The organism is Jonesia quinghaiensis DSM 15701 (genome assembly GCF_000423205.1).
Lineage (GTDB): Bacteria > Actinomycetota > Actinomycetes > Actinomycetales > Cellulomonadaceae > Jonesia > Jonesia quinghaiensis.
The window spans coordinates 500,275-524,155 of sequence record NZ_AUHN01000004.1 but is presented as its reverse complement, the minus strand read 5'-3'; the positions used below and the strand labels follow the sequence as shown (position 1 = coordinate 524,155).

Annotated in this window: 25 protein-coding genes; 14 read left to right on the top strand and 11 right to left on the bottom strand. The window is 58.2% G+C overall.

Annotation, left to right across the window (positions count from 1 at the left end):
• Window positions 1-196: 196 nt before the first annotated feature.
• The 5 genes from G538_RS18265 (at window position 197) to G538_RS0102520 (ending at window position 5,179) form a co-directional block, all read left to right on the top strand.
• Window positions 197-445: a metal-sensitive transcriptional regulator gene (locus G538_RS18265; RefSeq protein ID WP_029068071.1), complete on the top strand. Its 249-nt coding sequence runs from the start codon at window positions 197-199 to the stop codon at window positions 443-445.
• Window positions 446-539: 94 nt separating this feature from the next.
• Complete coding sequence (locus G538_RS0102535; protein ID WP_029068070.1) at window positions 540-905, top strand: heavy-metal-associated domain-containing protein; 366 nt, start codon at window positions 540-542, stop codon at window positions 903-905.
• A gap of 248 nt (window positions 906-1,153) precedes the next feature.
• A complete protein-coding gene (locus tag G538_RS0102530) occupies window positions 1,154-3,667 on the top strand; it encodes a heavy metal translocating P-type ATPase (RefSeq protein ID WP_084617994.1) in 2,514 nt (837 codons plus the stop codon).
• 43 nt (window positions 3,668-3,710) lie between these two features.
• Window positions 3,711-4,334 carry a copper resistance CopC family protein gene (locus G538_RS14730; protein WP_051196487.1) on the top strand — a complete coding sequence of 208 codons (624 nt, stop codon included), beginning with the start codon at window positions 3,711-3,713 and terminating at the stop codon, window positions 4,332-4,334.
• On the top strand, window positions 4,331-5,179 hold the full coding sequence (locus G538_RS0102520) for a CPBP family intramembrane glutamic endopeptidase (protein ID WP_084617992.1): 849 nt from the start codon (window positions 4,331-4,333) through the stop codon (window positions 5,177-5,179). Before G538_RS14730 ends, G538_RS0102520 begins: the two co-directional genes overlap by 4 nt.
• On the opposite strand, the gene G538_RS14725 is transcribed toward G538_RS0102520, so the two are convergent.
• Entirely contained in the window at window positions 5,153-5,959 is an 807-nt protein-coding gene (locus G538_RS14725; RefSeq protein WP_051196486.1) for an HdeD family acid-resistance protein, read from the bottom strand. The two genes, G538_RS0102520 and G538_RS14725, sit on opposite strands and share 27 nt — an antisense overlap.
• On the opposite strand from G538_RS14725, the gene G538_RS18110 reads away from it, so the two are divergent.
• Both G538_RS18110 and G538_RS0102505 read left to right on the top strand, forming a co-directional pair.
• Complete coding sequence (locus G538_RS18110; protein ID WP_169514080.1) at window positions 5,958-6,119, top strand: hypothetical protein; 162 nt, start codon at window positions 5,958-5,960, stop codon at window positions 6,117-6,119. The genes G538_RS14725 and G538_RS18110 overlap by 2 nt on opposite strands.
• A 9-nt stretch (window positions 6,120-6,128) precedes the next feature.
• On the top strand, window positions 6,129-8,699 hold the full coding sequence (locus G538_RS0102505; RefSeq protein WP_029068067.1) for a lysylphosphatidylglycerol synthase transmembrane domain-containing protein: 2,571 nt from the start codon (window positions 6,129-6,131) through the stop codon (window positions 8,697-8,699).
• Window positions 8,700-8,706: 7 nt separating this feature from the next.
• On the opposite strand, the gene G538_RS14720 is transcribed toward G538_RS0102505, so the two are convergent.
• Window positions 8,707-10,128 (bottom strand): YibE/F family protein, encoded by a 1,422-nt coding sequence (locus G538_RS14720; protein ID WP_245566768.1) that lies wholly within the window; start codon window positions 10,126-10,128, stop codon window positions 8,707-8,709.
• A gap of 157 nt (window positions 10,129-10,285) precedes the next feature.
• Window positions 10,286-10,567 (bottom strand): HU family DNA-binding protein, encoded by a 282-nt coding sequence (locus G538_RS0102495; RefSeq protein ID WP_029068066.1) that lies wholly within the window; start codon window positions 10,565-10,567, stop codon window positions 10,286-10,288.
• A 223-nt stretch (window positions 10,568-10,790) separates the two neighbouring features.
• Between G538_RS0102495 and G538_RS14715 the strand changes: the two genes are divergently transcribed.
• Window positions 10,791-11,957, top strand: coding sequence for a class I SAM-dependent methyltransferase (locus G538_RS14715; RefSeq protein WP_051196485.1), 1,167 nt, complete (start codon window positions 10,791-10,793; stop codon window positions 11,955-11,957).
• 94 nt (window positions 11,958-12,051) lie between these two features.
• Here G538_RS14715 and G538_RS14710 read toward each other — a convergent pair whose 3' ends face one another.
• On the bottom strand, window positions 12,052-13,272 hold the full coding sequence (locus G538_RS14710; RefSeq protein ID WP_051196484.1) for a MalY/PatB family protein: 1,221 nt from the start codon (window positions 13,270-13,272) through the stop codon (window positions 12,052-12,054).
• A gap of 24 nt (window positions 13,273-13,296) precedes the next feature.
• Between G538_RS14710 and G538_RS17880 the strand changes: the two genes are divergently transcribed.
• A complete protein-coding gene (locus G538_RS17880; RefSeq protein WP_157544268.1) occupies window positions 13,297-13,434 on the top strand; it encodes a hypothetical protein in 138 nt (45 codons plus the stop codon).
• Between the two features lie 11 nt (window positions 13,435-13,445).
• Window positions 13,446-13,979 carry a MarR family winged helix-turn-helix transcriptional regulator gene (locus tag G538_RS0102475; RefSeq protein ID WP_029068065.1) on the top strand — a complete coding sequence of 178 codons (534 nt, stop codon included), beginning with the start codon at window positions 13,446-13,448 and terminating at the stop codon, window positions 13,977-13,979.
• Between the two features lie 122 nt (window positions 13,980-14,101).
• Here G538_RS0102475 and G538_RS14705 read toward each other — a convergent pair whose 3' ends face one another.
• Window positions 14,102-14,923, bottom strand: a complete 822-nt coding sequence (locus G538_RS14705; RefSeq protein WP_051196483.1) for an ABC transporter permease — start codon at window positions 14,921-14,923, stop codon at window positions 14,102-14,104.
• The gene (locus tag G538_RS14700; RefSeq protein WP_051196482.1) at window positions 14,920-15,876 is read right to left on the bottom strand and encodes an ATP-binding cassette domain-containing protein; all 957 of its coding nucleotides are present in this window, start codon (window positions 15,874-15,876) and stop codon (window positions 14,920-14,922) included. Before G538_RS14700 ends, G538_RS14705 begins: the two co-directional genes overlap by 4 nt.
• Window positions 15,877-16,024: 148 nt before the next feature.
• Between G538_RS14700 and G538_RS14695 the strand changes: the two genes are divergently transcribed.
• Genes G538_RS14695 through G538_RS14690 form a run of 3 tightly spaced genes read left to right on the top strand, consistent with a single transcriptional unit; the run spans window position 16,025 to window position 18,552 of the window.
• Window positions 16,025-17,281: a histidine kinase gene (locus tag G538_RS14695; RefSeq protein WP_169514079.1), complete on the top strand. Its 1,257-nt coding sequence runs from the start codon at window positions 16,025-16,027 to the stop codon at window positions 17,279-17,281.
• The gene (locus G538_RS0102455) at window positions 17,278-17,964 is read left to right on the top strand and encodes a response regulator (RefSeq protein WP_035832776.1); all 687 of its coding nucleotides are present in this window, start codon (window positions 17,278-17,280) and stop codon (window positions 17,962-17,964) included. The genes G538_RS14695 and G538_RS0102455 overlap by 4 nt, the downstream gene beginning before the upstream one ends.
• Window positions 17,965-18,015: 51 nt before the next feature.
• Window positions 18,016-18,552, top strand: coding sequence for a MarR family winged helix-turn-helix transcriptional regulator (locus tag G538_RS14690; protein WP_051196480.1), 537 nt, complete (start codon window positions 18,016-18,018; stop codon window positions 18,550-18,552).
• A 37-nt stretch (window positions 18,553-18,589) separates the two neighbouring features.
• On the opposite strand, the gene G538_RS0102445 is transcribed toward G538_RS14690, so the two are convergent.
• Window positions 18,590-19,285 carry a LysE family translocator gene (locus G538_RS0102445; protein ID WP_245566767.1) on the bottom strand — a complete coding sequence of 232 codons (696 nt, stop codon included), beginning with the start codon at window positions 19,283-19,285 and terminating at the stop codon, window positions 18,590-18,592.
• Window positions 19,286-19,310: 25 nt separating this feature from the next.
• Here G538_RS0102445 and G538_RS0102440 point away from each other — a divergent pair, with 25 nt between their 5' ends.
• Window positions 19,311-19,859: a CGNR zinc finger domain-containing protein gene (locus tag G538_RS0102440; RefSeq protein WP_029068062.1), complete on the top strand. Its 549-nt coding sequence runs from the start codon at window positions 19,311-19,313 to the stop codon at window positions 19,857-19,859.
• Window positions 19,860-19,953: 94 nt separating this feature from the next.
• Here the strand turns inward: G538_RS0102440 and G538_RS0102435 are convergent, their stop codons facing one another.
• The 4 genes from G538_RS0102435 to dnaB form a co-directional block, all read right to left on the bottom strand.
• Complete coding sequence (locus G538_RS0102435; RefSeq protein WP_029068061.1) at window positions 19,954-20,511, bottom strand: hypothetical protein; 558 nt, start codon at window positions 20,509-20,511, stop codon at window positions 19,954-19,956.
• Between the two features lie 297 nt (window positions 20,512-20,808).
• Window positions 20,809-21,408 (bottom strand): 1-acyl-sn-glycerol-3-phosphate acyltransferase, encoded by a 600-nt coding sequence (locus tag G538_RS0102430; RefSeq protein WP_029068060.1) that lies wholly within the window; start codon window positions 21,406-21,408, stop codon window positions 20,809-20,811.
• A 98-nt stretch (window positions 21,409-21,506) separates the two neighbouring features.
• Window positions 21,507-22,262: a tetratricopeptide repeat protein gene (locus tag G538_RS0102425; RefSeq protein ID WP_029068059.1), complete on the bottom strand. Its 756-nt coding sequence runs from the start codon at window positions 22,260-22,262 to the stop codon at window positions 21,507-21,509.
• Between the two features lie 185 nt (window positions 22,263-22,447).
• On the bottom strand, window positions 22,448-23,821 hold the full coding sequence (gene dnaB / locus G538_RS0102420) for a replicative DNA helicase (protein WP_029068058.1): 1,374 nt from the start codon (window positions 23,819-23,821) through the stop codon (window positions 22,448-22,450).
• Between the last annotated feature and the right edge of the window lie 60 nt (window positions 23,822-23,881).

The following is a 23,881-nucleotide window of genomic DNA, read 5'->3' as shown; positions in this document are numbered from 1 at the left end:
CTAGGGGTATGCTGGGGGCATGGACCACAGCACGATGCTCCCCCCCGTTACCGACAACACTGCGGCCCCAGCTGCTTCTTCTGATGACGGACTCGGCAGTACTTCCAGCACACCGGGAGCGTCAGAGGCCGTTGAAGCGCCTGACGTTTCGGAAGCCAAACCACGGCGCGGGTACTCAGGCACAAAAGAGGAGTATTTGAAGCGGCTACGACGCATCGAAGGGCAGGTGCGCGGAATCGCGCGCATGGTCGACGATGACACGTACTGCATCGACGTCCTCACTCAGGTGTCCGCGGTGACAAAGGCGCTACAGTCGGTGAGCATCGGACTTGTGGAAGACCACATTGGGCACTGCGTGGTGAATGCCGCGAAGAGCTCTGACGCTGAAGGCAATGAGAAGGTTGCTGAGGCTGCAGCAGCAATTGCGCGCCTCGTGCGCAGCTAACACAAGCACAACAAACAAACCCAGGTGCGACCCCACTGGGCACCAAAATTCTGCAGACACTGCAGAACCGATAACACAACGAAGAGGTAAAACAATGTCAACTGTGACAACACTGAAGGTTCCTGGCATGACCTGTGGACACTGCGTTTCTGCAGTCACCCGCGAATTGGAAACCGTTAACGGTGTGGAGAACATCTCCGTTGAACTTCGCAACGGCGAAGAATCTGAGGTCACAGTATTTTCTGATGACCCACTAGCAGAATCAGCACTGCGTGAAGCTATCGACGAGGCTGGCTACGAGGTCGCTTCGCTCAGCGTTGACAACCAGGCGCTTGCCACCGAATCAGAGGAGCAAGGCCGCTCACAAAACTCTGTTGATGACCTAGGGCTCGTCTCCAAGGACGCCCCAGCTCAGGGTGCTGGTGGCGGCTGCGGTTGTGGAAACTGCGGCTGCAAGTAACCCGCTTCCCCACGGTGAACAACACGCCGTGAACGCTGCACGTTGAACGACGCGGGGTGCGGCACCTCAAACAGGTACCGCACCCCGCACCCACTTTTTACCGCACTGGGACTGACTGGTTGAGCGCTATGGCTTCGGCTTTGACGCAACATCACCACCCATCCGTATGTGCGCCGCCCGTTCCGGGCCCCATGAATGCGCGCCGATCTGCGGCATTTCCTGACGTATTGGTGAAGGATCTGATCACCATGGCAACACCTGAACGTTCTGCCCCCCACAACGCGCCCGCAACCTCTCCATCAACTGGTGACACTTCCGTGGCGTCTTCGGCTACTGAGCCGCCCCCCGCACCCGCTCCTGTTATTGCGCAGGTTGATCTTGCGGTGTCTGGGATGACCTGCGCGTCATGTGTGGCTCGTGTTGAGAAGCGCATCAATAAGATTCCCGGGGCTACTGCCACGGTGAATCTGCCCTTGGAATCTGCCCGTGTGTTGCTCACCCAACCGGTGAATGACGCGGATCTTGTTGCGGCCATTGAACGCGCTGGGTACGAGGGCGCGGTGACGTCTCGCACTGACACTGAGGAAGCAGCGGAAAGCGCCCCAACCGAACCCGCAACAACTGGCACCTCAACAACTGAGCCAGACACAACGCGCGACACGCACAACGCGCCTGACGCACACGACGCGTCTGACACCCCCGCAGCCAGCGCTGACACATCGGCTCCGACTCCTGATAGGGGTGCGGTGCTGCGTCAGCGTTTGATTGTCTCTTCGATCCTCACTGTCCCTGTGGTGGTGTTGTCGATGGTCCCGGCGTTGCAGTTCACGGGGTGGCAGTGGCTGGTTACCGCGTTGGCGTTGCCTGTTGTGTCGTGGGGTGCCTGGCCATTCCACCGGGCTGCTTTCCGGGCTGCCCGTCATGGTTCCTCCACGATGGACACGTTGGTGTCCACGGGGGTTATTGCCGCGACGGCGTGGTCGTTGTGGGCGCTGTTGTTTGGCGGTGCCGGTGAACTGGGGATGCGCATGACGGTGGCGTTGATCCCGTCGCGTTCTCACCATGGAATGGCGGAACTTTACTTCGAAGTAGCTGCTGTGGTGACCACGTTCTTGTTGGCGGGCCGTTATGCGGAGCACCGCTCGCGCCGCCAAGCTGGTGATGCGTTGCGTTCATTGTTGGAAATGGGCGCGAAGGAAGCCCGCCGAGTGGTGCGGGCTGACGGTTCGACGGTCGATGAGTTGGTTGCGGTCAATGACTTGACCGTGGGTGACGTTTTTGTGGTGTACCCGGGTGAGAAGATCGCAACCGATGGTGTGGTGCGCGAGGGCGCATCGGCTGTTGATACATCGTTGCTCACTGGTGAGCCTGTTCCGGTGGATGTTGCACCGGGCGATGCGGTGACGGGCGCGACGATTAATACGTCTGGTTCGTTGCGTGTTGAAGCGACGCGCGTCGGTAAGGACACCACGTTGGCGGCTATTGGGCGCCTGGTGACTGATGCGCAAACCGGTAAGGCGCCCATCCAGCGCTTAGCTGACCGCATATCAGCGGTGTTTGTTCCCATTGTCATGGTGATTGCGGTGTTGGTGTTCGCCGGGTGGTTGTTGTGGGGGCCTTCGGTTTCTGCCGCGTTCACTGCAGCTGTGGCCGTGTTGATCATTGCGTGCCCATGCGCGTTGGGGCTTGCTACCCCCACCGCGTTACTTGTGGGTACGGGGCGTGGGGCACAGTTGGGGATCCTCATTAAGGGCCCTGAAACTCTGGAGTCAACACGTCGCATCGACACTGTTGTGTTGGACAAAACTGGCACCATCACGGCTGGGCGCATGTCGGTGGAGTCGGTGCATGGCCCTGATGAGGTTCTGGATTACGCCCGCGCAGTGGAGGACGGCTCTGAGCACCCTATTGCCCGTGCCGTTGTTGAGTACGCCAACACGGTGCGCCCAACTGAACCTGACGTTGATGGGGTGGACCGTTCCTGGTCCACCACGGAGTTTACTTCTGTTGCTGGTGGCGGGGTTATTGGTGTGGTGCGTCTGCCTCATTCTGGGGTTGAGATGGGGGCGCGCGTTCTTGTGGGCCGCCCTGCTTGGCTCGCTGATCAGGGCGTCGACACCAATAACAGCGAATTACAGGAAATTTTCGATGCCGCTGAACAGGGTGGCGCAACAGCCATTGCGGTGGCATGGAATGGTGTGTGGCGTGGTGTGATCACGTTGCGTGACCAGTTGAAGGAAACCTCGGCGCAGGCCATCACGGAGTTCCGCGAGTTGGGGTTGACTCCGGTGTTACTGACTGGTGATAACCGGGGGGCTGCGTTGGCAACGGCCCGTGAGGCGGGCATCGACTCTGACCGGGTGTACGCGCAGGTCCTGCCGCAGGACAAGGTGCGTGTAGTCCAGGAGTTACAGCGTGGCGGCGCCACGGTGGCAATGGTTGGTGATGGTGTCAATGACGCGGCTGCGTTAGCGACCGCTGACTTGGGTTTGGCAATGGGCACAGGCACTGACGTTGCCATGCAGGCGTCGGATATTACGTTGGTGCGCGGTGACTTGCGGGCCGCTGCGACGGCGATCCGGTTGTCACGGCACACGTTGCGCATCATTAAGCAAAACCTGTTTTGGGCTTTTGCGTACAACGTGGCGGCGATTCCGTTGGCGGCTGCCGGGTTGTTGAACCCGATGATTGCGGGGGCGGCTATGGCTGCGAGTTCGGTGATTGTGGTGGCAAATTCGTTGCGGCTACGCAACTCACAGTGACGCTGTCAGCGCCTGTCCAGCCGTGCGGGATATCGTAGGGTTTATGCGCTTGTCACTTCGTTCTTTCACGATGCCCGCTGTTCTTGTCGCCGCTACTGGTGCGTTGGTTGTGGGCGGTGTTGCTGCCCCGGCATCCGCCCATGATGTGCTGTTGGATTCCTCTCCGCAGGATGGGGAAACGGTGGATCGTGCCCTGGAAGCTATCACCCTGACGTTCAACAACGAGGTTCAGGATCTGGGTAGCCAGTTGGTCCTCACTGACGGTGAGGGCACAGTGGTCGCGGAGGAGGAAGGTGCAGCGCAGGGCACGCTGGTGGCGTTTGAGTTCGACGAACCGCTAGCGAACGGGGACTACACCGTTGCGTGGCGGGTTGTTTCTTCGGATTCTCACCCCATTGAGGGGGATTTGGCGTTCACTGTCGATGACCCGTCCGCTGTGGTCGAGCCTGCTGAGCCTGCTGAGCAGGACACACCTGAACCTACCCAGCCACCTGCTGCTGACACCGAAACTCCCGATGCTCCAGCTGCTACCAGCGACACGGTTGCCGCTGAGTCTCAGGAATCTGAGGGTCAGTGGCCAGTCGCAGGAATCATCATTGGTGCCGCTTTAGGGGCGCTTGCGGGGCTTATTTTTGTTGTTGTGCAAAGGCGGCGGAACCGTCAGTGAACGACACACCTGCTGACCGGGGCCTCTCATCGGGTGACGCAGCCTCTGCCCCCGTAGGGCAGGGGCTGAGCCGCCGTGACCGGCTAATTATTGGTGCCGAAATCTGGATTCTTCTGGGCTTATCACTCGGGAGATCTGGGGTGTATGCGCTGGTCAACATTATTGCGCGGCTCACCGATTCCACTCCCCTTGCGCAACAAACCACGGCAATCAATGCGTCCCAGTCGACGCGACCATACCTTGACCTCACCTATCAGGTGCTGTCCCTGGTGTTCGCGCTCGTGCCAGTGGCGTTGGCGTTGTATTTGCTGTCAGCACGGGGGCGTTCCGTGGTGCGTTCCTTGGGGATGGACGGTTCCCGCCCGATGCGTGACTTTGGTTGGGGCATGGGGCTCGCCGCTGTCATTGGGATCCCCGGGTTGGCGTTTTACGTGTTGGGTCGCCAGTTAGGCATCACTGTTGGGGTGGAGGCCGCTGGGCTGGACCCCACCTGGTGGGCAATTCCCATTCTTATTCTTGCGGCCCTAAAAAACGGGGTGCTCGAAGAAATCATCGTGGTGGGTTACTTGTGGGAGCGCCTGCGTGACCTGGGGTGGGGTACGTGGCGCATCATCTGGACAAGCGCGCTGGTGCGCGGCTCATACCACCTGTACCAGGGCATCGGCCCGTTTATTGGAAACGTGGTGATGGGTGTTCTCTTTGCGTGGTTCTACCAGTCACGGTGGGGGCGCAACCGGGTGTGGCCACTGGTCATTGCCCACACTGTGATCGACATTGTGGCGTTTGTGGGCTACTTGGCGTTGCCTGATGCGTGGCTGTCAGCGTTGGGTGTTTCGGTTCGGTGAGTCAGTGATGCTGGGTGTTGCGGGTGGCGCATCGCTGGCGCCGTGAATGCCCGGCGTAGTGCTGTCTTCTGCTGAGTCGCTACTGGTGGCTGCCTGTGCCCGGCTGTGTGCTTGACGTTCTTGGATCGCTTGGAGGACCGCACTTTGCCCGGTGAGGGCTTCGTCAATGTCGCGGGCAACGGCCCGCACGGAGAACGCTGAAACAATTTGCACTGACCCGGCGATGAAGGCGTACACGCCGAAGACGATAGCAAGCACCGAGAGAGTCGCCACATTCCCAAACCCTCGGATCAGGAGAGTGGCGCCAAACAGTGTGGTGAGCAGTCCGAAACTCAACGCCCACGGCCACCCAAGGTCTTTATTGCGGGCGAGGGCCGCGGCAGCGATGATCGCTGTGATGCCCAGTGCGATGGTCCACATCAACAAGATGTACAACAGAACAACAGTTGTGATCCCGGGCCACAGCAAAATAAACCCAGCAAAAACAATGTCAACTAGGCCTTGAATGAGCCACCACTTCCAGCCTTCTTGCTGGCGGTTTGCGATGGCTTGCGCCGCCACAAGCACCGCGTCGACCAGCAAAAACACTCCAAAAACCCACACGAGTGTTGCCAATACTGCGAGCGGTTCGATCATGAGGAACACCCCAAGCAACACCAACGCTAGGCCGCGCAGTAACGGCAGCCACCACACCGCGCGTAGTGCCATGCTGACGCTTGAAACGATCTTGTCGCCCGTTGTGCTGTCAGTTGTGGATGATGGTGAGGTGGGGTCGGCCATGATGATTTCCTCGCTATGGATTGTGCCCTTCGCAACCCCACATAAAGGGCGCGATACCGCCATCCAAACACGGAACGTCCACACTCGCTCGGTGAACTCCACAACTCTTCCTGAGTTAATCCGTGAAAATCTCCACGACGCCAAGAAGTCTCTCACCTAGACTCGAAGCATGCCCAACCCCACGTCAGGCAGCGCTGAGGCGCGCGCGCTTGGAGGCTCTCGACCCTCCTGGTTTAACCGCGCTGCCTTGAAGTCTGCACAGCAGCCACCTGACGATGTCCTCATCATTGATGACGAGGAGCCACGAGTCCGGCAACCACGTGATGCTGTAGCCATTGGTTTAGCGATGGTAGGGGTTGCCGCAGTGTTGGCACTCTCCACCTACGCCCACGGGACAACTGAGGGCGTCCAAAACGATGTGCAGAACATTTCCTCTGCACTGACCCGCGTGTTGCTACTCCCAGTGGTGCTGCTGGAAACGCTGGTAACTCTCGTCATTCCGGTAGCTGTTTTTATTGAACTCACGATGCGCCGGATGGCCCGCCAAATCATTGAGGCCGCTGCTGCGTTGGCGCTTGGTTTACTTTTGGCGTCCATTTTTATGTACGCGGTCAATTCCCTGGGATCGGGTGAGTTGATTCGCGGGTTGTCGGTGGCGACCCGCGCAGGGCTGATCATTACGGTTCCCGGGTACATTGCGGGGATCGCTGGGTTGTTGACAGCCGCTGGCCCGCGGCAACGCCGGCGAACAGTGACATTCTCGTGGAACCTGGTGTGGTTCGCTTTGGCGATCACGTTGATTTCGGGGCAAGTATCTTTGCCCGGTGTTGTCATTTCGTTGTTGTTGGGGCGCACCGCTGGGCTGATTGTTCGTTATATTTCTGGGGTTTCTAGTGAGCGGGCGCGGGGGCGCGCCCTCGTTGAAGCACTACGCCGCGCGAACTTTGAACCCATCTCATTGATTCGGGTTCGAGACATTGCTGATGACTCTCCTGCCGTGGAATCAGCGGACATCAAACTCCTTGAGGACCCCACCGCGGTGGCGTTGTCTCGCACCTCTGACACTCGGGTGTATGCGATGGCGCAACTATCAGGGCCTCGCCTTGATGTCGTGGTGTTAGACGGCGACCGCCAAGTCATCGGTTTCTTGCAACGCCTGTGGCACTCCATCCGGGTGCGCGGGATTGAAGGGCGTTCCGCTATTTCGTTGCGCGCCGTCGCTGAACGCGCCGCACTTCTGACGTACGCGGCATCTGCTGCAGGGGTGCGTACACCACGCCTGCTCGGGGTCGCTCACGCCGAAGATTCAATGCTTCTTGTCCTCGAACACCCTGAAGGGGCCATTCCCCTTAACGAGGTGCCCTCAGAGGCTGTTTCCGATGCTACGCAACGCGCAATGTGGCGCCAGCTGGAGCTTGCCCACACTGCGGGGCTTGCGCATCGTGGGATAACTGGTGATGTGGTGTTGGTGGAGCGCCCCCAGGAATCTGGGCGCGATATGTCCCTCTCCCCCGTTGTGTGGATCACTGGGTGGCAAGCTGGAGACATTGCCTCACCGGCGTTCTCTCAACTCATGGATAATGCCCAACTCCTCGCAACGCTCGCGTTGAGTGTTGGCGCAGAACGCGCTGTGATGAACGCGGTCGACGTGTTGGGTGCGGAGAAACTTGCCGCTGTTGGGCCGTTGCTGCAGGGTGTGGTGTTGCCCTCCGCTACCCGCATCCGGATGCGGGCACACAAGAACCTGCTGACGGAGTTACGCTCCGCGTTGGTTCTTCGCCTCCCTGAAGCCAATGTTGAACCCCAGCAGATAAACCGGTTTTCCGTTAAGACGGTGGTGACCTGGATTCTTACTGTCGTTGCGGTTGCGGTTGTCTTCACCACGATCAACTTTGAGCAAGTCACCGCTGCCGCGTCGCAGTCGAACCCGTGGTGGTTTGTTGCCACGTTTGTGCTGGGGTTGGCCACCTGGTTCGGTGCGGCCATGACCTTCATTGGTTTCGCTTCGGTGCGGTTGCCGGTGTTTAAGGCAACACTGGTTCAGGCGGCGGCGTCATTTGTTGCTCTTGCCGCGCCCGCTGGTATTGGGCCAGCAGCCTTGAACTTGCGGATGTTGACTCGCCGAGGTGTGCCAACTTCTCTTGCTGTGGCGACGGTGGCTTTAGTGCAGGTTTCTGGCTTCATTGTCACAGTCCTGCTGTTGGTGTTGTTGTCTGTGGTGTCCGGCGAGGGTGGGGCATTGCGTGCGCTGCCATCAACGTCAGTGATTTTCTCGATTATTGGCCTCACCATGGTTGGTGGGGTCGTTTTCAGCGTTCCAGTGCTGCGCCGGTGGGTGTTGGCGAAGACCACACCAACGTTTAAGCAGGTGTGGCCGCGTTTGTCGGAATTGTTGTCCACTCCGTGGCGGTTGATGCTTGGTGTGTTGGGCAATGTGGTCATCACGTTGGGTTACGTGTTTGCGTTCCAAACCGCGTTGCTAGCTTTCAACGTGGAAGCGTCATTGATTGACCTCGCGGTGGTGTACCTGGTGGGTAATACGGTGGGGTCGTTGGCTCCTACCCCTGGCGGGTTGGGTGCTATTGAGTTCGCTCTGATTACGGGTCTGACAACAACCGCTGGGGTGCCTGCTGCGGTCGCGACGTCTGCGGTGGTGTTGTTCCGTTTCGCCACGTACTGGGCGCGCATCCCGTTGGGTTGGTTTGCGATGCGTTTCCTGACAAGGCGCGGCGACTTGTAGCACGGTGTTAGGCGTGGGCGTTGGCTGCTTCGCGCTCTGTCGCTGCCTCTTCTTGGTGTCCCACTGTTAACGCAAGCGCGCCAAGCATCGTGGTGATGGGGATGGCAAGAACCAGACCGATGGACCCAACCAGGGTGCGAACAACCTCAACGGCGATTTCACCAGCGGTGAGGGTCACCCACACGCTTTGATCAACAAGTGACACGATCAGGAGTAGCGGTAGCGCTGCCCCTAGGTAGGCAAACGTGATGGTGTACACGGTGGAGGCAATGTGGTCTCGCCCGATCCGCATTCCCCGGCTGAACAGTTCCCACACGCCCAGTGCCGGGTTCACTGTTTTCAGTTCCCACACCGCTGAGGCTTGGGTGATGGTGACATCGTTGAGGACACCTAGGCCAGCGAGAACCACCCCACATAACACGACGGCGCGCATCGAAACGCGCGGTTCCATCATGCCCAATTGGACGAGGTATTCGTCGAGCATCACGATGTTTGTGGTTTGCACCGCCCAGTTGGCGAGCAAGGTCGTTAGGACAAGCCCGATGATGGTGCCGAGGAGCGCGGTGGAGGTTCGTGCGGTGAATCCGTGGGCGACGTAGAGCACCACGAACATCACCACAATGGAGGTGATCAGCGCGGTGGCCAGTGGGTCTGTGCCCACGAGGAGCGCTGGCAGGGTAAAGAGCACCACGACCCCAAATGACACAACCAGCCCAATGATTGAGGCGAATCCGCGCCAGCGGGCGACAAGCACCACCAGGATGCAGTAGAACACGGTGAGGGCGCCGATGGGTTTACCGCGTTCAAAGTCTTGGAACACATAAGCGGAGCCTGATGCTTCAGCCTCGGGTATGTACTGGATTCGCATACGGTCGCCGGCTTTGATGCCAGCGTCAGCGTATTCCGGCCCCACCATGACAAAAACGTCCTCTGATCCGTACTCTTCATCGAGTTGCAGAGGGACGAGGTTGTCTGCGGTGACTGGGCCGGTGGCTGTTCCGGTACGCACTGCGTCGGGGTCCGCCATCGTCACAACGGTTCCACGCTCTGGGGCGTCGGATGGCCATAAGACCACCATGCCGCCTAGCGCGAGGAGAAGCATGGGGACCAAGAGAACAGCGAGGGTGATACGCACCCGGGTGGATGCCCGTGGTGCTGGTCCGTGTGCGTGGCTGTGACCGCCGTGCGAGTGGCCACCCTGGTTTGGTGGCTGGATGGGGTTTCCTGCCTCATCTGCAGGTGGGCGTGAGTAGGTTCGTGCGCCTGGGGCATGCACTGGACGCCGGGCTGTGCCGTGGAATTGTGTGGTGGCTATGGAAAATTCGTCGGCTGGTACAGCGGGGGGTTCCGGTTGTGGGCGCTCATCAGTGGTGAACGGCACGTTGGGGAACTGTAGTGGTGTGTTGTCGCCTGGCGTGGGTGTCGTCATGAGAGGCCCTGAAGGTTGTGGTGCGGTGTTGGCGCCATCCTAGCTGGCGTTGCTGGCAGCATCGTGTTGACACGACAGTGGGCCGCCCCCTCGCTGAAGGGGACGGCCCACTGTCACACAACGTGACGTGCTCAGTGTTCTCCGTGAGGAGAAAGAATCACTTAGCGACAGCCTTCTTCAAGATGCTGCCTGCTGAGATCTTCACACCGAAGCCAGCTGGGATTTCGATTTCCTCGCCGGTGCGTGGGTTGCGGCCGGTGCGTGCCTTGCGCTCTACGCGCTCGACGGAGAGAAGACCGGTGATCTTCACTGCCTCGCCAGCTTCAAGCTGCTCAACGAGCACTTCCTGAAGAGCGGAGAGAGCAGCGTCTGCGTCAGTCTTGGTGAGACTTGACTTGGCTGCGATGGCCGAAACGAGTTCGGAACGGTTCAATGCCATGAGGTTCCCTTCTGAAGCCCAAGGCTATGGCGTGTGGCCCTGGGGTGTGTTTCCACGCATTTCTGCGGGTCTTCCAGACACACATTAGGCCACCCGCGCAGTGTTTTCTCGCAAACTTGAGAGTTTTCCCGTGTTTTTTCAGTGTTTTTTTGCTCTCAGCGCATCTTGCCCCCTCAACCGTGTTCGTTTTGGGCGATTTGCAAGCATGAGAGACACTGGTGTTATGCCCCTGCGCTCCAAGCTGCATCCTGACACCTCCACGCCCCTTCAACAGCCCGAAGCCCCACGTTCGGCGGACGGCGTGGATCGCCTCCTCCTTGAGGAACTGACACACCTGCTCGATCAACTCCCCGGCGACACGCCGGGGCAACAACTCCAGGTAACACTCAGTGACGCAGTCAGCGCACAGTTCGTGTACCAGGTCGCTGACACCCTCACCGCCGCCCACCTCACCCTGCACAACGACTCCCTCCACGAGGCCACCACGCTCGACGCGGACATCGCCGCCCAATGCCCCCCTGACATCCGCGAGCGCATTTCTCGTGCCCCCTCCCCTGCGTTTGCTGATGCGTTGAACAGTGAGACGCGCATCGTGCTGATGCGGTTGCCGAAAGCCGTGGATCAGGTGGAGGAAGCTGCACATACTGTCGCGGCGCATGCCAGTGCGCAGGTGGCGGTATTGGCTGGTGGGCGTGTGAAACATATGACACGGCGACAAAATGATGCCCTTGGGGTGTCGTTTACGCAGGTGAGTGCTTCGTTGGGGCGGTATAAGTCGCGGGTGTTGCGGGCTTCTGGGCCGCGTGAGCCGTTGCCGGGTGCCCGGTTTCCGGTGCGTAGCGAGTTGGCGGGGATAAGTGTTGCTGCGCATGGTGGGGTTTTTGCGGGGGCGACGTTGGATATTGGGTCGCGGTTCCTTCTTGATGCGTTGCCTGCGTTGTTGACGAGTACCCCGGTTGAGCATCTTATTGATGTGGGCAGTGGTAATGGGTTGTTGGGGGTGTGGGTTGCGTACCAGTACCCGGATGTTGCGGTGACGATGACTGATGTGTCTGCTCTTGCGGTGGCTTCTTCGCGTGAGACGGCGCGGCTGAATGGGGTGGCGGACAAGGTCCGTGTGTCGTGGCAGGATTCTTTGTCTGCTGAGCCTGATGCGAGTGCTGACGTGGTGGTGTGTAATCCGCCGTTTCATGATGGGTCGGCGTTGACGACGTCTGCTGCGCAGCGCATTATGGCGGATGCTGGGCGGGTGTTGCGCCCTGGTGGGCGCATGTGGACGGTGTTTAACACCTCGTTGGCTTATGCCGCTGTGTTGCGCCGTGAGGTTGGGCCTACGAGGGTTGTGGCGTCTAATGCGAAGTTCACGATTACGGAGTCTGTTCGCCGGTGATTGACTCTGTGAGTGTGGTGAGCGTCCTGGCGCGGTAGCTTGTTTGCTACCGCGCCAGAGTAACCAGCGCTGCCCGTTTTAGTGCGGTGTTGGGTTAGTGTTCTGCGAGCGCTGTGGCGATACGTTGTACTGCTTCGGTGAGGATGTCGCGGCGGGTGGCGAGGTTGAACCGGGCGTGGCCTTGCCCGCCTTCCCCGAAGGTGTGGCCGGGGTTCACGGCGACAAGGGCGTGTTCGAGGATGAACTGGGCTGGGTCATCGCCTAGTGGTGTGCCTGATGCTGTGCGTACGTCGCGCATGTCGACCCATGCGAGGTAGGTGGCGTCTGCTGGGTAGATGCGGGCTGCTGGGATGTGTTCGGCGAGCAGTGCCTCGAAGTGGGTGCGGGCGTCGTCGATGTGGTGGCGGATGGTTTCAAGCCAGTCGCGGGCGTCGCGTAGTGCTGCGGAGTGCGCGATGATGGAGATTTTTCCGACGCTGTCTGGGACGTGCCCGGGGATTCGGGCAATGATGTCCGCTGCAGGTGGGTTGTGGATTGCTAGTCCGGCTTTGAACCCGGCGAGGTGCCAGCCTTTGGCTGCTGAGGTGACGGTGATGACTCGCGCGGGGCTGTCGATGCTCAGTATTGGGGTGAAGGCGGGGCCGCCGTGTTGGGCGTCGGCTCGGGGTGAGGTGAGGGGCCCGTGGATTTCATCAGCGATGACGGTGATGTTGTGTTTGTGGGCGAGTTCGAGGATTTTTGTGAGTTCTTCGCGGGTGTGTGCCACGCCGGTGGGGTTGTGCGGGTTGCACAGTAGGTAGGTGTCGGCGTGTGTGAAGTCTCGGTCAAGAGCGTCGAGGTCGATGCGTCCGTGGGGTGTTAGTGGTGAGGCTGTCACGGTGATGCCCATGGATTCTGGGTACCCCTGGAAGGGTGGGTACACGGGGGTGTTGATCACGACGTGGCGGGTGTTCGCGGCACGGAGCACTTCGATGATGCCGTGCATGACATCGGGCACTAGTGTCATGGCGGTGCGTGGGATACGCCACCCCCATGTGTCGAGGGCGAATGAGGCGAACGCTGCTTGGTAGAACTGTTCCCGGCCTGGGTAACCTACATCACCTGCTTGGAGTGATTCGGTGACTGCTGACACCACTTCTGGGGCGATGACCGCGTCCATTTCTGCGACCCACAGCGGGAGAACATCACTGGGGTAGCGGGTCCACTTCGATGAGTGGCGTGCACGAAGGTCATCGAGTGTGAGAATCTCCAACGGGTTTCCGGTGGCAGTTCTCTGGGTTGGGTCATATGGTTGGGTGTCGTTGTGGGCGGCCATGAACACGAACCTATCCCACACATCATGACCACGTCACATGCACTGGGCTGTGGTGTGATGGCAGAGCAGGTCATTCGTTGGCTGGTCGTAGAGGGGAACTCCTCCGCAACGGTGAACGTTCTACCTGTGGCAGTGCCCAACGGCGCTGTCCGCCACCTGTAAGAAAGAAGTCGATGTCGACAACGCATGACACCCAAGAATTTCCCGGAGCTGATCTTGAGCTCGCAGCACGTCACGAACTGATCTCTGTGCCCGTTGCTGACACCGCTACGACGGCGGCAATCATGGACCGGATTGAACGGTTGCGGAACTTGTCTGACGGGCTGATGAAGGGCATCGAAAAGTTCACGGCGCTCACTGTTACTGATGTGATTGTGCTGAAGACGATTCTTGCGGGGGTGTCACACCCCCGCCACATTGGCCGCAAGGTTGGCATGGACACTGACACAACGTGTGTACTTGTTGAGTCTTTGGTTGAGCGCGGTTTGGTGTATATCGAGGAACGTATTGGTGACCGCATCATTGATGTGCAACTCTCTGACGCCGGGCATGCCGCTTTAAACCAGGCTGAAGCTGTGCAGTTTCGGGCTGTTGATGCCCTCCTGCAGCAGGCGTCACCCACTGAAGTTCAAGATCTTTTTGAACTACTCGATGCAGCCGCAACCCGTGCCACCGTCCTGGTGGCCTCAGTGACCCGGTCTTCCTAGCCCGCCCCACCCCACACGGCAGTCACGTGGATGCCCACGTTGACACATCACTGTGGCCCACGTTCCTTCACGGAACGTGGGCCACAGTTGTTAAAGAGCCACAGTTATTGAGGTGTAAGCGGTTACTTCACTTCGCGCCGCACAGTGCGCAACACACCAAAGATGCCTGGCAGCACAACCCACACGGCGATACTCACCGCGTACTTGGCCACCGTGTCCGTGGTGAAGTCACCCTCCAAAATGGGCACTGATGCGATGTTGATATCCACCCACTGGGCGATGTCACGGATCGCGGAAACAAGCATCGTGAGAGTACTCAACACCAACGGCGCCACAAAGTACGTCACCAGTGCTGCAGCAGTGTTGTGCAACAACGCACCAAACGCAATACCTTGAGCAACGAGTACCACCATGACAATGGCATACCCAGCGATTTGTGAACCAGACAGTGACCAGTCCACTCCGTCACGCATCGTGCCACCCAGGAACGCGGTCACTGCGGAGAAACCTGCCACCACAACCACGCTCACAAGCGCGACAACCAAAGCAGCCAAACCTTTAGCGGCGAGCACCCGAACCCGTCGCGGCTCCCACATGAAGGTCGCCAAAGCGGTACGTTGCGACCATTCAGCAGTGGTCGCCAAGATCGCGATGACCGGGACCAGCAGGCTCACCAGTGAGATCCCCAGCCCGAAGTACACCTGGTAACTGGCTTGGGTTTCTTTATCGCCTAGGAACACCTCAATGATTTGCAACCCCAGCGCGCCAAGAAGCATCAACACAATAAGGATGCGAGCCGCGCGTGTGTCGAAGAGTTTCCGGAACTCCACGTGGAGCAACCGGGTAAAAGGGATACCAGGGCGGCCTGTTACTCGTGCGCCTGATGGCTGCACCGATGAGGATTGCGCCCCTGTGGCGGCGTCTGTGATGTGTGGTGAGCTCATGCTGGAAGTCCCTGCTGTGCGGTAGTTGACGAGGTCGGGGCGGGTGGTGTCGTTTGCGCGCCGGTGCCTTCACGGTCGTGTTCGCGAGTGAGGCTGAAGAAGAGATCTTCCAACGACCCTGTTGAACTTTGCGTCAGGGCGGTGAGGACCACGGAGTGCTGCAGAGCGGTTTCACCGACGATCCGTGGTGTTGCCGAGGTGACAACAGTGTCAGCCTGGGCTGGCTCTGCGGTGTATCCAGCTGCAACCAGGGCACGTGCCAGTGGGGCGACATCCACCGCTGACACCGTTGTTCCGCCACCCATGAGGAGGTTTTCTTTGGTGTCTTGTGCAACGATCGCGCCGCGGCCAATAACGACGATGTCGTCAGCAACTGCTTCAATCTCGGTGAGGAGGTGCGAGGACAAAAGCACTGTTCCACCGTCGTCAGCGAACCCGCGTAACAAGTCACGCATCCACCGGATCCCCGATGGGTCCAAGCCGTTGACTGGCTCATCCAGGATCAACACTTGAGGGTCACCCAGCAGCGCTGAAGCAATACCTAGACGCTGGCGCATACCAAGTGAGTACGTGCCTACTCGGCGTTGCGCTTCCTTGTGAGACAGACCCACGAGGTCCAGCATTTCTTTGACCCGCGCCCTGGGAACTCCGGTGGCGATGGCATCAAGCAACAACGTTTCATGCCCGGTGCGGCCATCATGGTGCGCGGTAGCGTCAAGCAACGCCCCAACATGCTTCGCAGGGTTGCTGAGTTGGGCGAACGACACTCCATCAATGAGTGCCTGGCCAGCATCAGCGCGCCCCAATCCACAAATAATGCGCATAGCAGTGGATTTCCCGGCACCGTTTGGCCCCAAAAAGCCGGTGACCCGGCCTGGGCGGGCGGTAAATGAGACGTTGGAGAGGGCGAGCGTGCTGCCGAACCTCTTGGTGACATTCTCAACTGTGATCATGTTTCTATCAAACGCTGTCGCACCTGGTGCGCGGATCGTGCTGAGACATCACGTGGGTCATACTTTCCGCTCTTTACGCACGCCAGCAGTCTGAGATCACAGGGGTAAGGATCGTGCCATGCAGGTGATGCTCGCTAGGCTGACACCCATGGATAAAGAAACCAGCCGGTGGCGAACACTGTGGGCGCTGCCCATCTTCCCGCCCCCTCGTTTGAGTGTGTGGGGCCGCGTATGGCGGTGGCTGGTTGTTGTCCTTGGTGGCATTGCGATGTTTTTCCTAGTCTATGGAACAATATTCCAAGCCCCTGAGTTCGCTGATTTCCCGGGAATGACCGTCGATATTGTGCAACGCATGGTCATCCTGGACCTCTTGTCCACGCCGCTGGCGTTCGTGGCGATGTCCCTTCGCCGCCGATTTCCCTTAGCCGCAATATGTTTAGCGGGACTGTTCTCTTCCGTCACTAGCCTCGGCAGTGTCGCCATTTTATTGACCACTATTTCTGTGGCGACCAGGCGCCAGTGGAAAGAAATCCTTGGCGGTGTTGCGGCGTGGACTGTGTCCGCTTCTTTCGCCTACCTGCTGTGGCCGCCCTATTTCATGGGCGGCATCGCCTCAACCTCGTTCTCCATTGTCACGATGTTTGCGATCTGTGTGGCCATCGGTTTTTACGTAGGTGGGCGCAGGGAAGCTTTGGCTTCGCTTCAAGCACGGGTGGAAGCCGCTGAAGAAACCCGCGACGCTCGGGCAGCTCAAGCCCGCGCCAATGAACGCTCCGTGATCGCCCGCGAAATGCATGACGTTCTGGCCCACCGCATCTCACTTGTTGCACTGCACTCCGGGGCACTAGCATTCCGCACCGATTTGTCGGCAACTGAGGTGCGAGAAACCGCAGAAATTATTCGGGAAAACTCCCACCGAGCCCTCACCGAATTACGCCAAGTATTAGGTGTGCTCCGTGACCCGCAGGCACTCGTTGACAGTTCCCCAGACGCACCCCAACCACGCCTGAGCGATATTGATCAAGTGGTGCGCGATGCACGGCTCGCTGGCACCCGCGTGGATGTCTCCATGGACGACGAAACCCGTGAAGCACTCCCACAACTCCAAGAAGCCGTGTCACGCAACGCCTACCGGGTGTTACAAGAATCCCTCACCAACGTGCGCAAACACGCACCCAATGCGCTGGCGCATCTCAGTGTCCACCGCACCGATGGCGGGTTAGAAATTGACGTGTGGAACTCCATGCGCACCGTCCAAGAGACTGACATGCCCGCATCGGGGTTTGGGCTTATTGGCATGAGCGAGCGAGTAAAGTCATTCGGTGGGCGGATCAGCTACGGCCCCACCCCCGACAATAGGTACGTTGTCCAGGTGTGGTTTCCCTGGGTGGAGGAGGAACAATGACTGGCACTGGTGACAACAATCAGGACATCGAGCAATTGCGGTTGGTCATTGTTGATGACGATGCGCTTGTGCGGGCTGGTTTGCGGATGATCCTTGGCGGAGACCCCGCAATAACTGTGGTTGCTGAAGGCACCAACGGTGATGAGGCGTTGGCTTTGTATGGGCAACACAAACCAGATGTCGTGTTGATGGATATTCGCATGCCTGTGCGCGACGGCCTCAGCGCCACTAACGAGCTCATTAACCGTTGGCCTGACGCCAACGTGCTTGTCCTGACCACCTTTGACACAGATGAATTCATCGTTAAAGCACTCCGTGCTGGTGCACGCGGGTTCCTGCTGAAAGACACCTCTCCCCCCGACTTGGTGCGAGCTGTGAAGCTCGCTGGCGAGGGTCAACCGACGTTATCTCCATCTGTAACGGCTCAACTCATTGCAAAGGTGAGCGAGGAGCCGGACACTCAAGCCCAACGAGCAGCACGCGCCGACGTCTCTACCCTCACCGAACGTGAGTTGGAAGTTGCCCGTCAGATTGCACGAGGTCTCTCAAACTCGGAAATCGGTCAAACTCTCTTTATGAGTATTCCCACGGTTAAGACTCATATTTCGCGTATTTTTGCGAAGTTCCAGGTGGAGAACCGTGTGCAGATCGCGATTCGCATGCATGACGCTGATATTGATTAGAAATCCGTCACACATCGTTTGATGATTCAAATAGTTGAGTATCCTGAGAACATGGCCTCACACACGCAAGACACCATCCAGTGGCTCACCACTGAGGAGAACGCCGCCTGGGTGGCCTTCGCGGACATGTTCTTCCGGCTTCCAGGCACTCTCGATTCGCACCTGCAACGCGAATGCGACCTGACCTTCTACGAATACATGGTCCTCGCGATGCTGTCTGAACAAGACGACCGAACCCTGGGCATGGGTGACCTCGCAGGCCTGACCTCAGGCTCGCTGTCACGCCTCTCCCACGTGATGAAGCGCCTGGAAAAAGCCGGCTTTGTGACCCGCCAACGTGACACAGCGGATAAACGCCACATGAACGCGACACTCACCGAAACCGGGTACGACAAAATTGTGGCTTCCGCACCGGTGCACGTGAACCACGTTCGATCCCTCATTTTCGACCACCTCAGCGCCGAACAGGTCACCCAACTCCACACCATCGCCAACACAGTGCGAGAAAACCTCTCAGCCCCCTCGCCTGGCGCTGGCGGAGACTGCCAAGGGCTGCACGGCACCTCTACAGACTCCCCGGACCAGTAGCCTACCCTCGGTGGCACGACTCATTTTCCGTTCCGGTTCATGCCTTAGCAGGAACCTCCCAGGCAAGCGCGATCGCAGCACAGCCAAGCAGAGTTCCTGTAGCCCTGCGCTGCCAAACCACCCAAAGTGGTCGTGCCACCAAGAAGCCCGCTATTGACCCGGCACACATAACAATTGCAGCGTTCACCAGGAGACTCACCGTCACCTGAACTCCCCCGAGCACAAACCCTTGCACCACCGTATTGCCGGTGTGAGGATCAATGAACTGCGGGATCAACGCAAGGTACATGACTGCCGTTTTCGGGTTCAGCAGGTTAGTTGCCAACCCCATTCCGAAAAGTTTGGCTGGTGAGTCCACACCGGTAGCTCCTGTTTCAAAGACCCCACGCCCCTGCGGCCTCAGCGCCTGCCAAGCGAGGTAGCCAAGATACAGAACTCCACAGACTTTTACGCCCACAAAGAGCGCAGGCACTGCAACAAACACCACCGCTAGCCCAAGGTTCGCCATTGTCATATACACCAAAAAGCCGATGCCCGTACCAGCGAGTGAGACCAATCCAGCAGCCCGCCCCTGGCTGATACTCCGAGACACGAGATACATCATGTTTGGGCCTGGAGTAAGGACCATTGTGAGCGCAGCCAATGCCATGCCAAGCACTGCGGATGCACGAACCTGCATGCCAACCAAACTCTGAGCAGCAGCAGACTGGAGCATCTGATGTGTATACGTCATGAGTACACAGTGATGTAATGGTCTTATGCATCTCAACCCTTACGGTGAATATGCAGTCCTCCTGGCAGGTTCCTTAGCTAATGGCTGGCCCACCGATCGTGCCGGCATCGTGGACCGCACACGCCAATACGGGATGACTATGCAGTTCCCGTCTCACCCCAACGACTGGGAAAAATGCCGCACCGTCATCGACCGGTGGCTCCGAGTTGTCGACACCCCCGACCCACAAACACGTGCTGAACTACTCAACGCGGACCTAGCCGCAGCCTCCGCGTACCCACGCCTCACCGATCACAACGGCGAAGGGTGGCACCTACACTACCGAGACGCCGACCAATCCCTGCCCCACGTTTTGGCCGCTGTCATCAGTGTGGGAACAGCACTACACCTCACCACACGCGGAATGCACAGAATCGCACGCTGCGCCGCCAGCACCACAACACACACCCCATGCAACAAGGTCGTTGTCGATGTCACCCGAAACGGCCGCCAACGCTACTGCTCCGTGCAATGCGCAAACAGGTCGGCAGTGCGCCGACACCGGGAAAAAACGGCACGCTCACGCAAGACTTAGGACGCCCCGGCCTCATTCAGACCAACAGTCCACCAGAAGTGAAAGCCCTGTCAATAATGGTCGTCAATTTTTGGGAAGCCAAACCGAAGAAAATTTAGCTTTCCTTGAACCTAGGATCGTTGGTAACCGAGGTAAAGTCACTACTATCGAGGCCAAGAGCCTCCTTGTAACGTAGCCAAACATTGCTCAAGTCCGAGCTTTTCTTCTTAAAGCCGGAATTTGCAATGCGTTTGTCCTCATCCTTGGTGATAATAGCAAAGACGAATCCCGAGTGATTTTGCTTAAGAAATTCCAAAACATCACCCGACTCACATGAATTGTTTTCCAGCTCGGAAAACAAACGTTCCGTCAGTGCACTTATCGGAATCATGTGCTCCAAGACCAACTTGTTAGCTGTATCTCCACTAAAGTATAAATCCCGCGCTTCAGGGCTCCAAGGAAAATCGAGGGGCCTTTTTAGTCTTTTTTTCCCAGACTTCGGCAATCGTGGTTCTTGCCATATCTTTTGCACAGCCTCTCGGGCCGTTCTATTCACAAAAGATACGTGCGTAAGTCGAAACGGAAGCAAGGCCTGAAAAACTCGAAATATGACCTCCGCATCCTCTTCGTCTTTTTCATTTCCAAGAGTCAGCAACTGTGGTTCAAGGTGCATTTTGTCTCCAAAATTTGGTCAGAGAAGGTTGGGCATTATTGCTACCAGAAAGCATAACTTATAAACCCTACTAAAAGCTAGCATTTGAAAGACATGATACGAGGTCACTTTTTCAGCACATGGGATGGACAACCATCAATGAACACGTTATTTAGAGAGAAATCATTAAGTAATAAACGTCAAGTTCTTACCACGGACCCGTCGAATCTCGAAATTTCGATATCTCCACCTGCGAACCCCAGCGATCCATAGGCCTTTTTTTGGAGTGATCAGGCGGGCAACACAGCTTCACCGCAGTCAGTCGCGGTCTTCGCGGTCCTCTTCACGGAGCCGTGGTTCCGTGCGAGATTGCGGGTGGAATCCCGCTTTGTCACGGTAGAACTCGCGGATAGTGTCCATGTCCTGGCGGACATCGCCGGTTGGGATGAAGGTCATTCCCAAGCCGAAGGTTCGGGTTGTGCGGTCCACATACCCCAAGGTGATGGGGAACCCTGTTTGCAGCGCAATCCGGTAAAAACCAGACTTCCAGTGCGTGCCCTTTCCACGGGTGCCTTCCGGGGTCACAACCAGCGCAAAAGCATCGTCGGTGTTGTGGGCTTGGTCAACAAGGTTTTCCACCAGCCCATAGGGGCGTTTGCGGTCCACGGGGATACCCCCCAAACCGCGCATCACCGGCCCCATGACACCTCGGAACAGTGAGTCTTTCCCCAGCCAACGGAACGTCAGCTTCATGTCCCAAGCGATCGCCAACATGATGATGAAATCCCAGTTTGAGGTGTGGGGTGCACCAATGAGGATCCGTGACTCACCAGGTTGAACCTGCACCGTCGAAACATGGTTCCAAGGGCTGAGTCGTGTCCCGAATCGCGCCACAGCGCGCCTGATCCCACCATTCATGGGTTCATTGTGCCTTACTGGCCTCACAAAAGACCAACGCCGGGCGGATGAGCGCCGCCCGGCGTTGGAGACTGTGGAGAGTTACCTCGCAGGTGCCATCAGTTGATGGAAAATACCCGGCGGGCCTCTTCGAAAGTGCGACGGGCATCGTCATTGCGACCCTGCGCGTGGTAAATGTCAGCGAGAGCCACGAGGCAATCACCGTACTGCTTGGTTTCTTCGCGTTCGCGGAACCCTTCGCTAGCTTGCACAAAGTATGGTTCAGCTTCATCGAACTTGTCGTCATACAGCAGCACGCGGCCAATACCCGCACGGCACTGGTCAACGCGCTTAGCACTGTCGTGCGCCTCGTAGTACGCCAAGGAATCACGGTAAGCCGCTAAGGCCAGGTCGTGTTCACCAGCGGACTCGTGAACGCCTGCGAGCGACACCTTAACTGACGCCATGTCATGGTCGAGTGACTCTGACGTGAAGTAGTTCAGTGCCTCAAGGTACAGGGCACGAGCGCGCGCAAGGTCGCCCTCTTTCCACAGCACCATAGCAAGGTTCATCGTGGCGTCAGCGGTTTGGCGTTCAATGTCAGCAAGCGCGAACTCGTTACGCGCAGCCTCGTAATAGTCCTTAGCGCGTTCAACATCTTCTTTTTTCCAGAAGTGGTCGCCAAGGTTCAACGCACAGGTGGCAGCCTGGGCGTAGAGGTTCTGCGAGTTGAAGAATGCGCGGGCCTGCTTCATTGCCTCGACTGCGCTACCGTCATACTGTCCGGTCCCCTGCTGGAGGGCGTCAACTGCACGCCGGACAGAAGCCTCCGCGAGGGAAGCTGTGTTGTCTTGTGAAACGTCAGATGGACTCATGGCTGAAACTTTAGTCTTTCCCCACCCGCTGGCGCGGACGTGTCGGCACGTGTCTTACAGGTCGGCATGGAGCCGTCTATCCATTGCTAAAGATCGGCTGACTCCCGCGAAACCTTAAGGTTCTTGGTTGTTTTTGCATCACCCAGTCAAGGTGCGTCTGGATGTGTTCTCACCATACCAATAGGTCACTGCTGCATATCGACAAATCGGGAGTAGTGCCCTTGGAACGCGACAGTAATATCGGCAGTAGGCCCATTACGGTGTTTCGCGACAATCAGGTCAGCTTCGCCTGCTCGTGGGTGCTCTTTCTCGTACGCATCGGGGCGGTGCACCAGAATCACCATGTCAGCGTCCTGCTCAATGGACCCAGATTCACGCAAATCAGAGATCGCGGGCCGTTTGTCTTGTCGTTGCTCTGGTCCACGGTTCAGCTGGGAAATCGCGATCACTGGAACTTCAAGTTCCTTCGCAAGCAATTTCAGGGCACGGGAGAACTCAGAAACCTCTTGTTGGCGCGATTCCACGCGTTTACCAGAAGACATCAACTGCAAATAGTCGATCGCAACAAGCTTGAGGTCATGACGTTGCTTCAGGCGCCTACACTTGGCCCGAATCTCCATCAGGGACATGTTGGGGGAATCATCAATAAACAGCGGAGCATCGGCCATGCGTGTTTGTGCTTGCGCGAGCCGCTGCCAGTCACTTTCATCCATGTCACCATTACGCAGTTTTTGCATGTGGATGCGCGCCTCAGCGGCAATAATGCGCTGTGCGATTTCGTTACGGCCCATTTCGAGGGAGAACACAACAGATGTCTGTTTGTGTTTGATAGACGCTGACCGCACCAAGTCAATACCCAGCGTGGATTTACCCATAGCCGGGCGGGCCGCGATAACGATCATTTGGCCTGGGTGCAGGCCGTTCGTGAGCCGGTCGAAGTCAGCAAGACCAGTGGGGACACCCGTCATTCCCCCAGGGTTTGACTGGGCGGCTTCAATCTCATCAATCGCATCGCCAAGGAACGTGCCAAGGGCGACGTAATCCTCTGACAGGCGGTTTTCGGTGATGTTGTAAATTTCCGCCTGGGCATTGTTGACGACATCGTCGACTTCTTCGCCTTCGGTGGCATACCCCAGTTGCACGATGCGCGTACCCGCCTCAACGAGGCGGCGCATGATGGCGCGTTCCCGCACGATGCGCGCGTAATACCCAGCGTTCGCTGCGGTGGGCACTGAGGCGATGAGGTCGTGAATGTAGGGTGCCCCACCGATACGGTCAAGGCTGCCACGTTTGTTAAGTTCAGCGACAACGGTGATGGCGTCAGCTGGTTCACCATGGCCGTAGAGGTCGATTACCGCGTCGTAAATCGCCTCGTGGGCGGGGCGGTAGAAATCCACTCCCTTAATTTGAGAGATCACGTCAGCGATAGCGTCTTTGGAGATCAGCATCCCACCGAGCACGCTTTGTTCTGCTGCGATGTCCTGTGGCGGTGTCCGATCAAAGGACCGCTCGTTGCCTCCCGAGCCGGAGTATGTGGGCGGGGCAGCCTCGACAGTCACTGTTCTCCTTCACGGGTTTGGGAACAACACAGGTGTTCGCACCCGCGTGAGACTATCGCG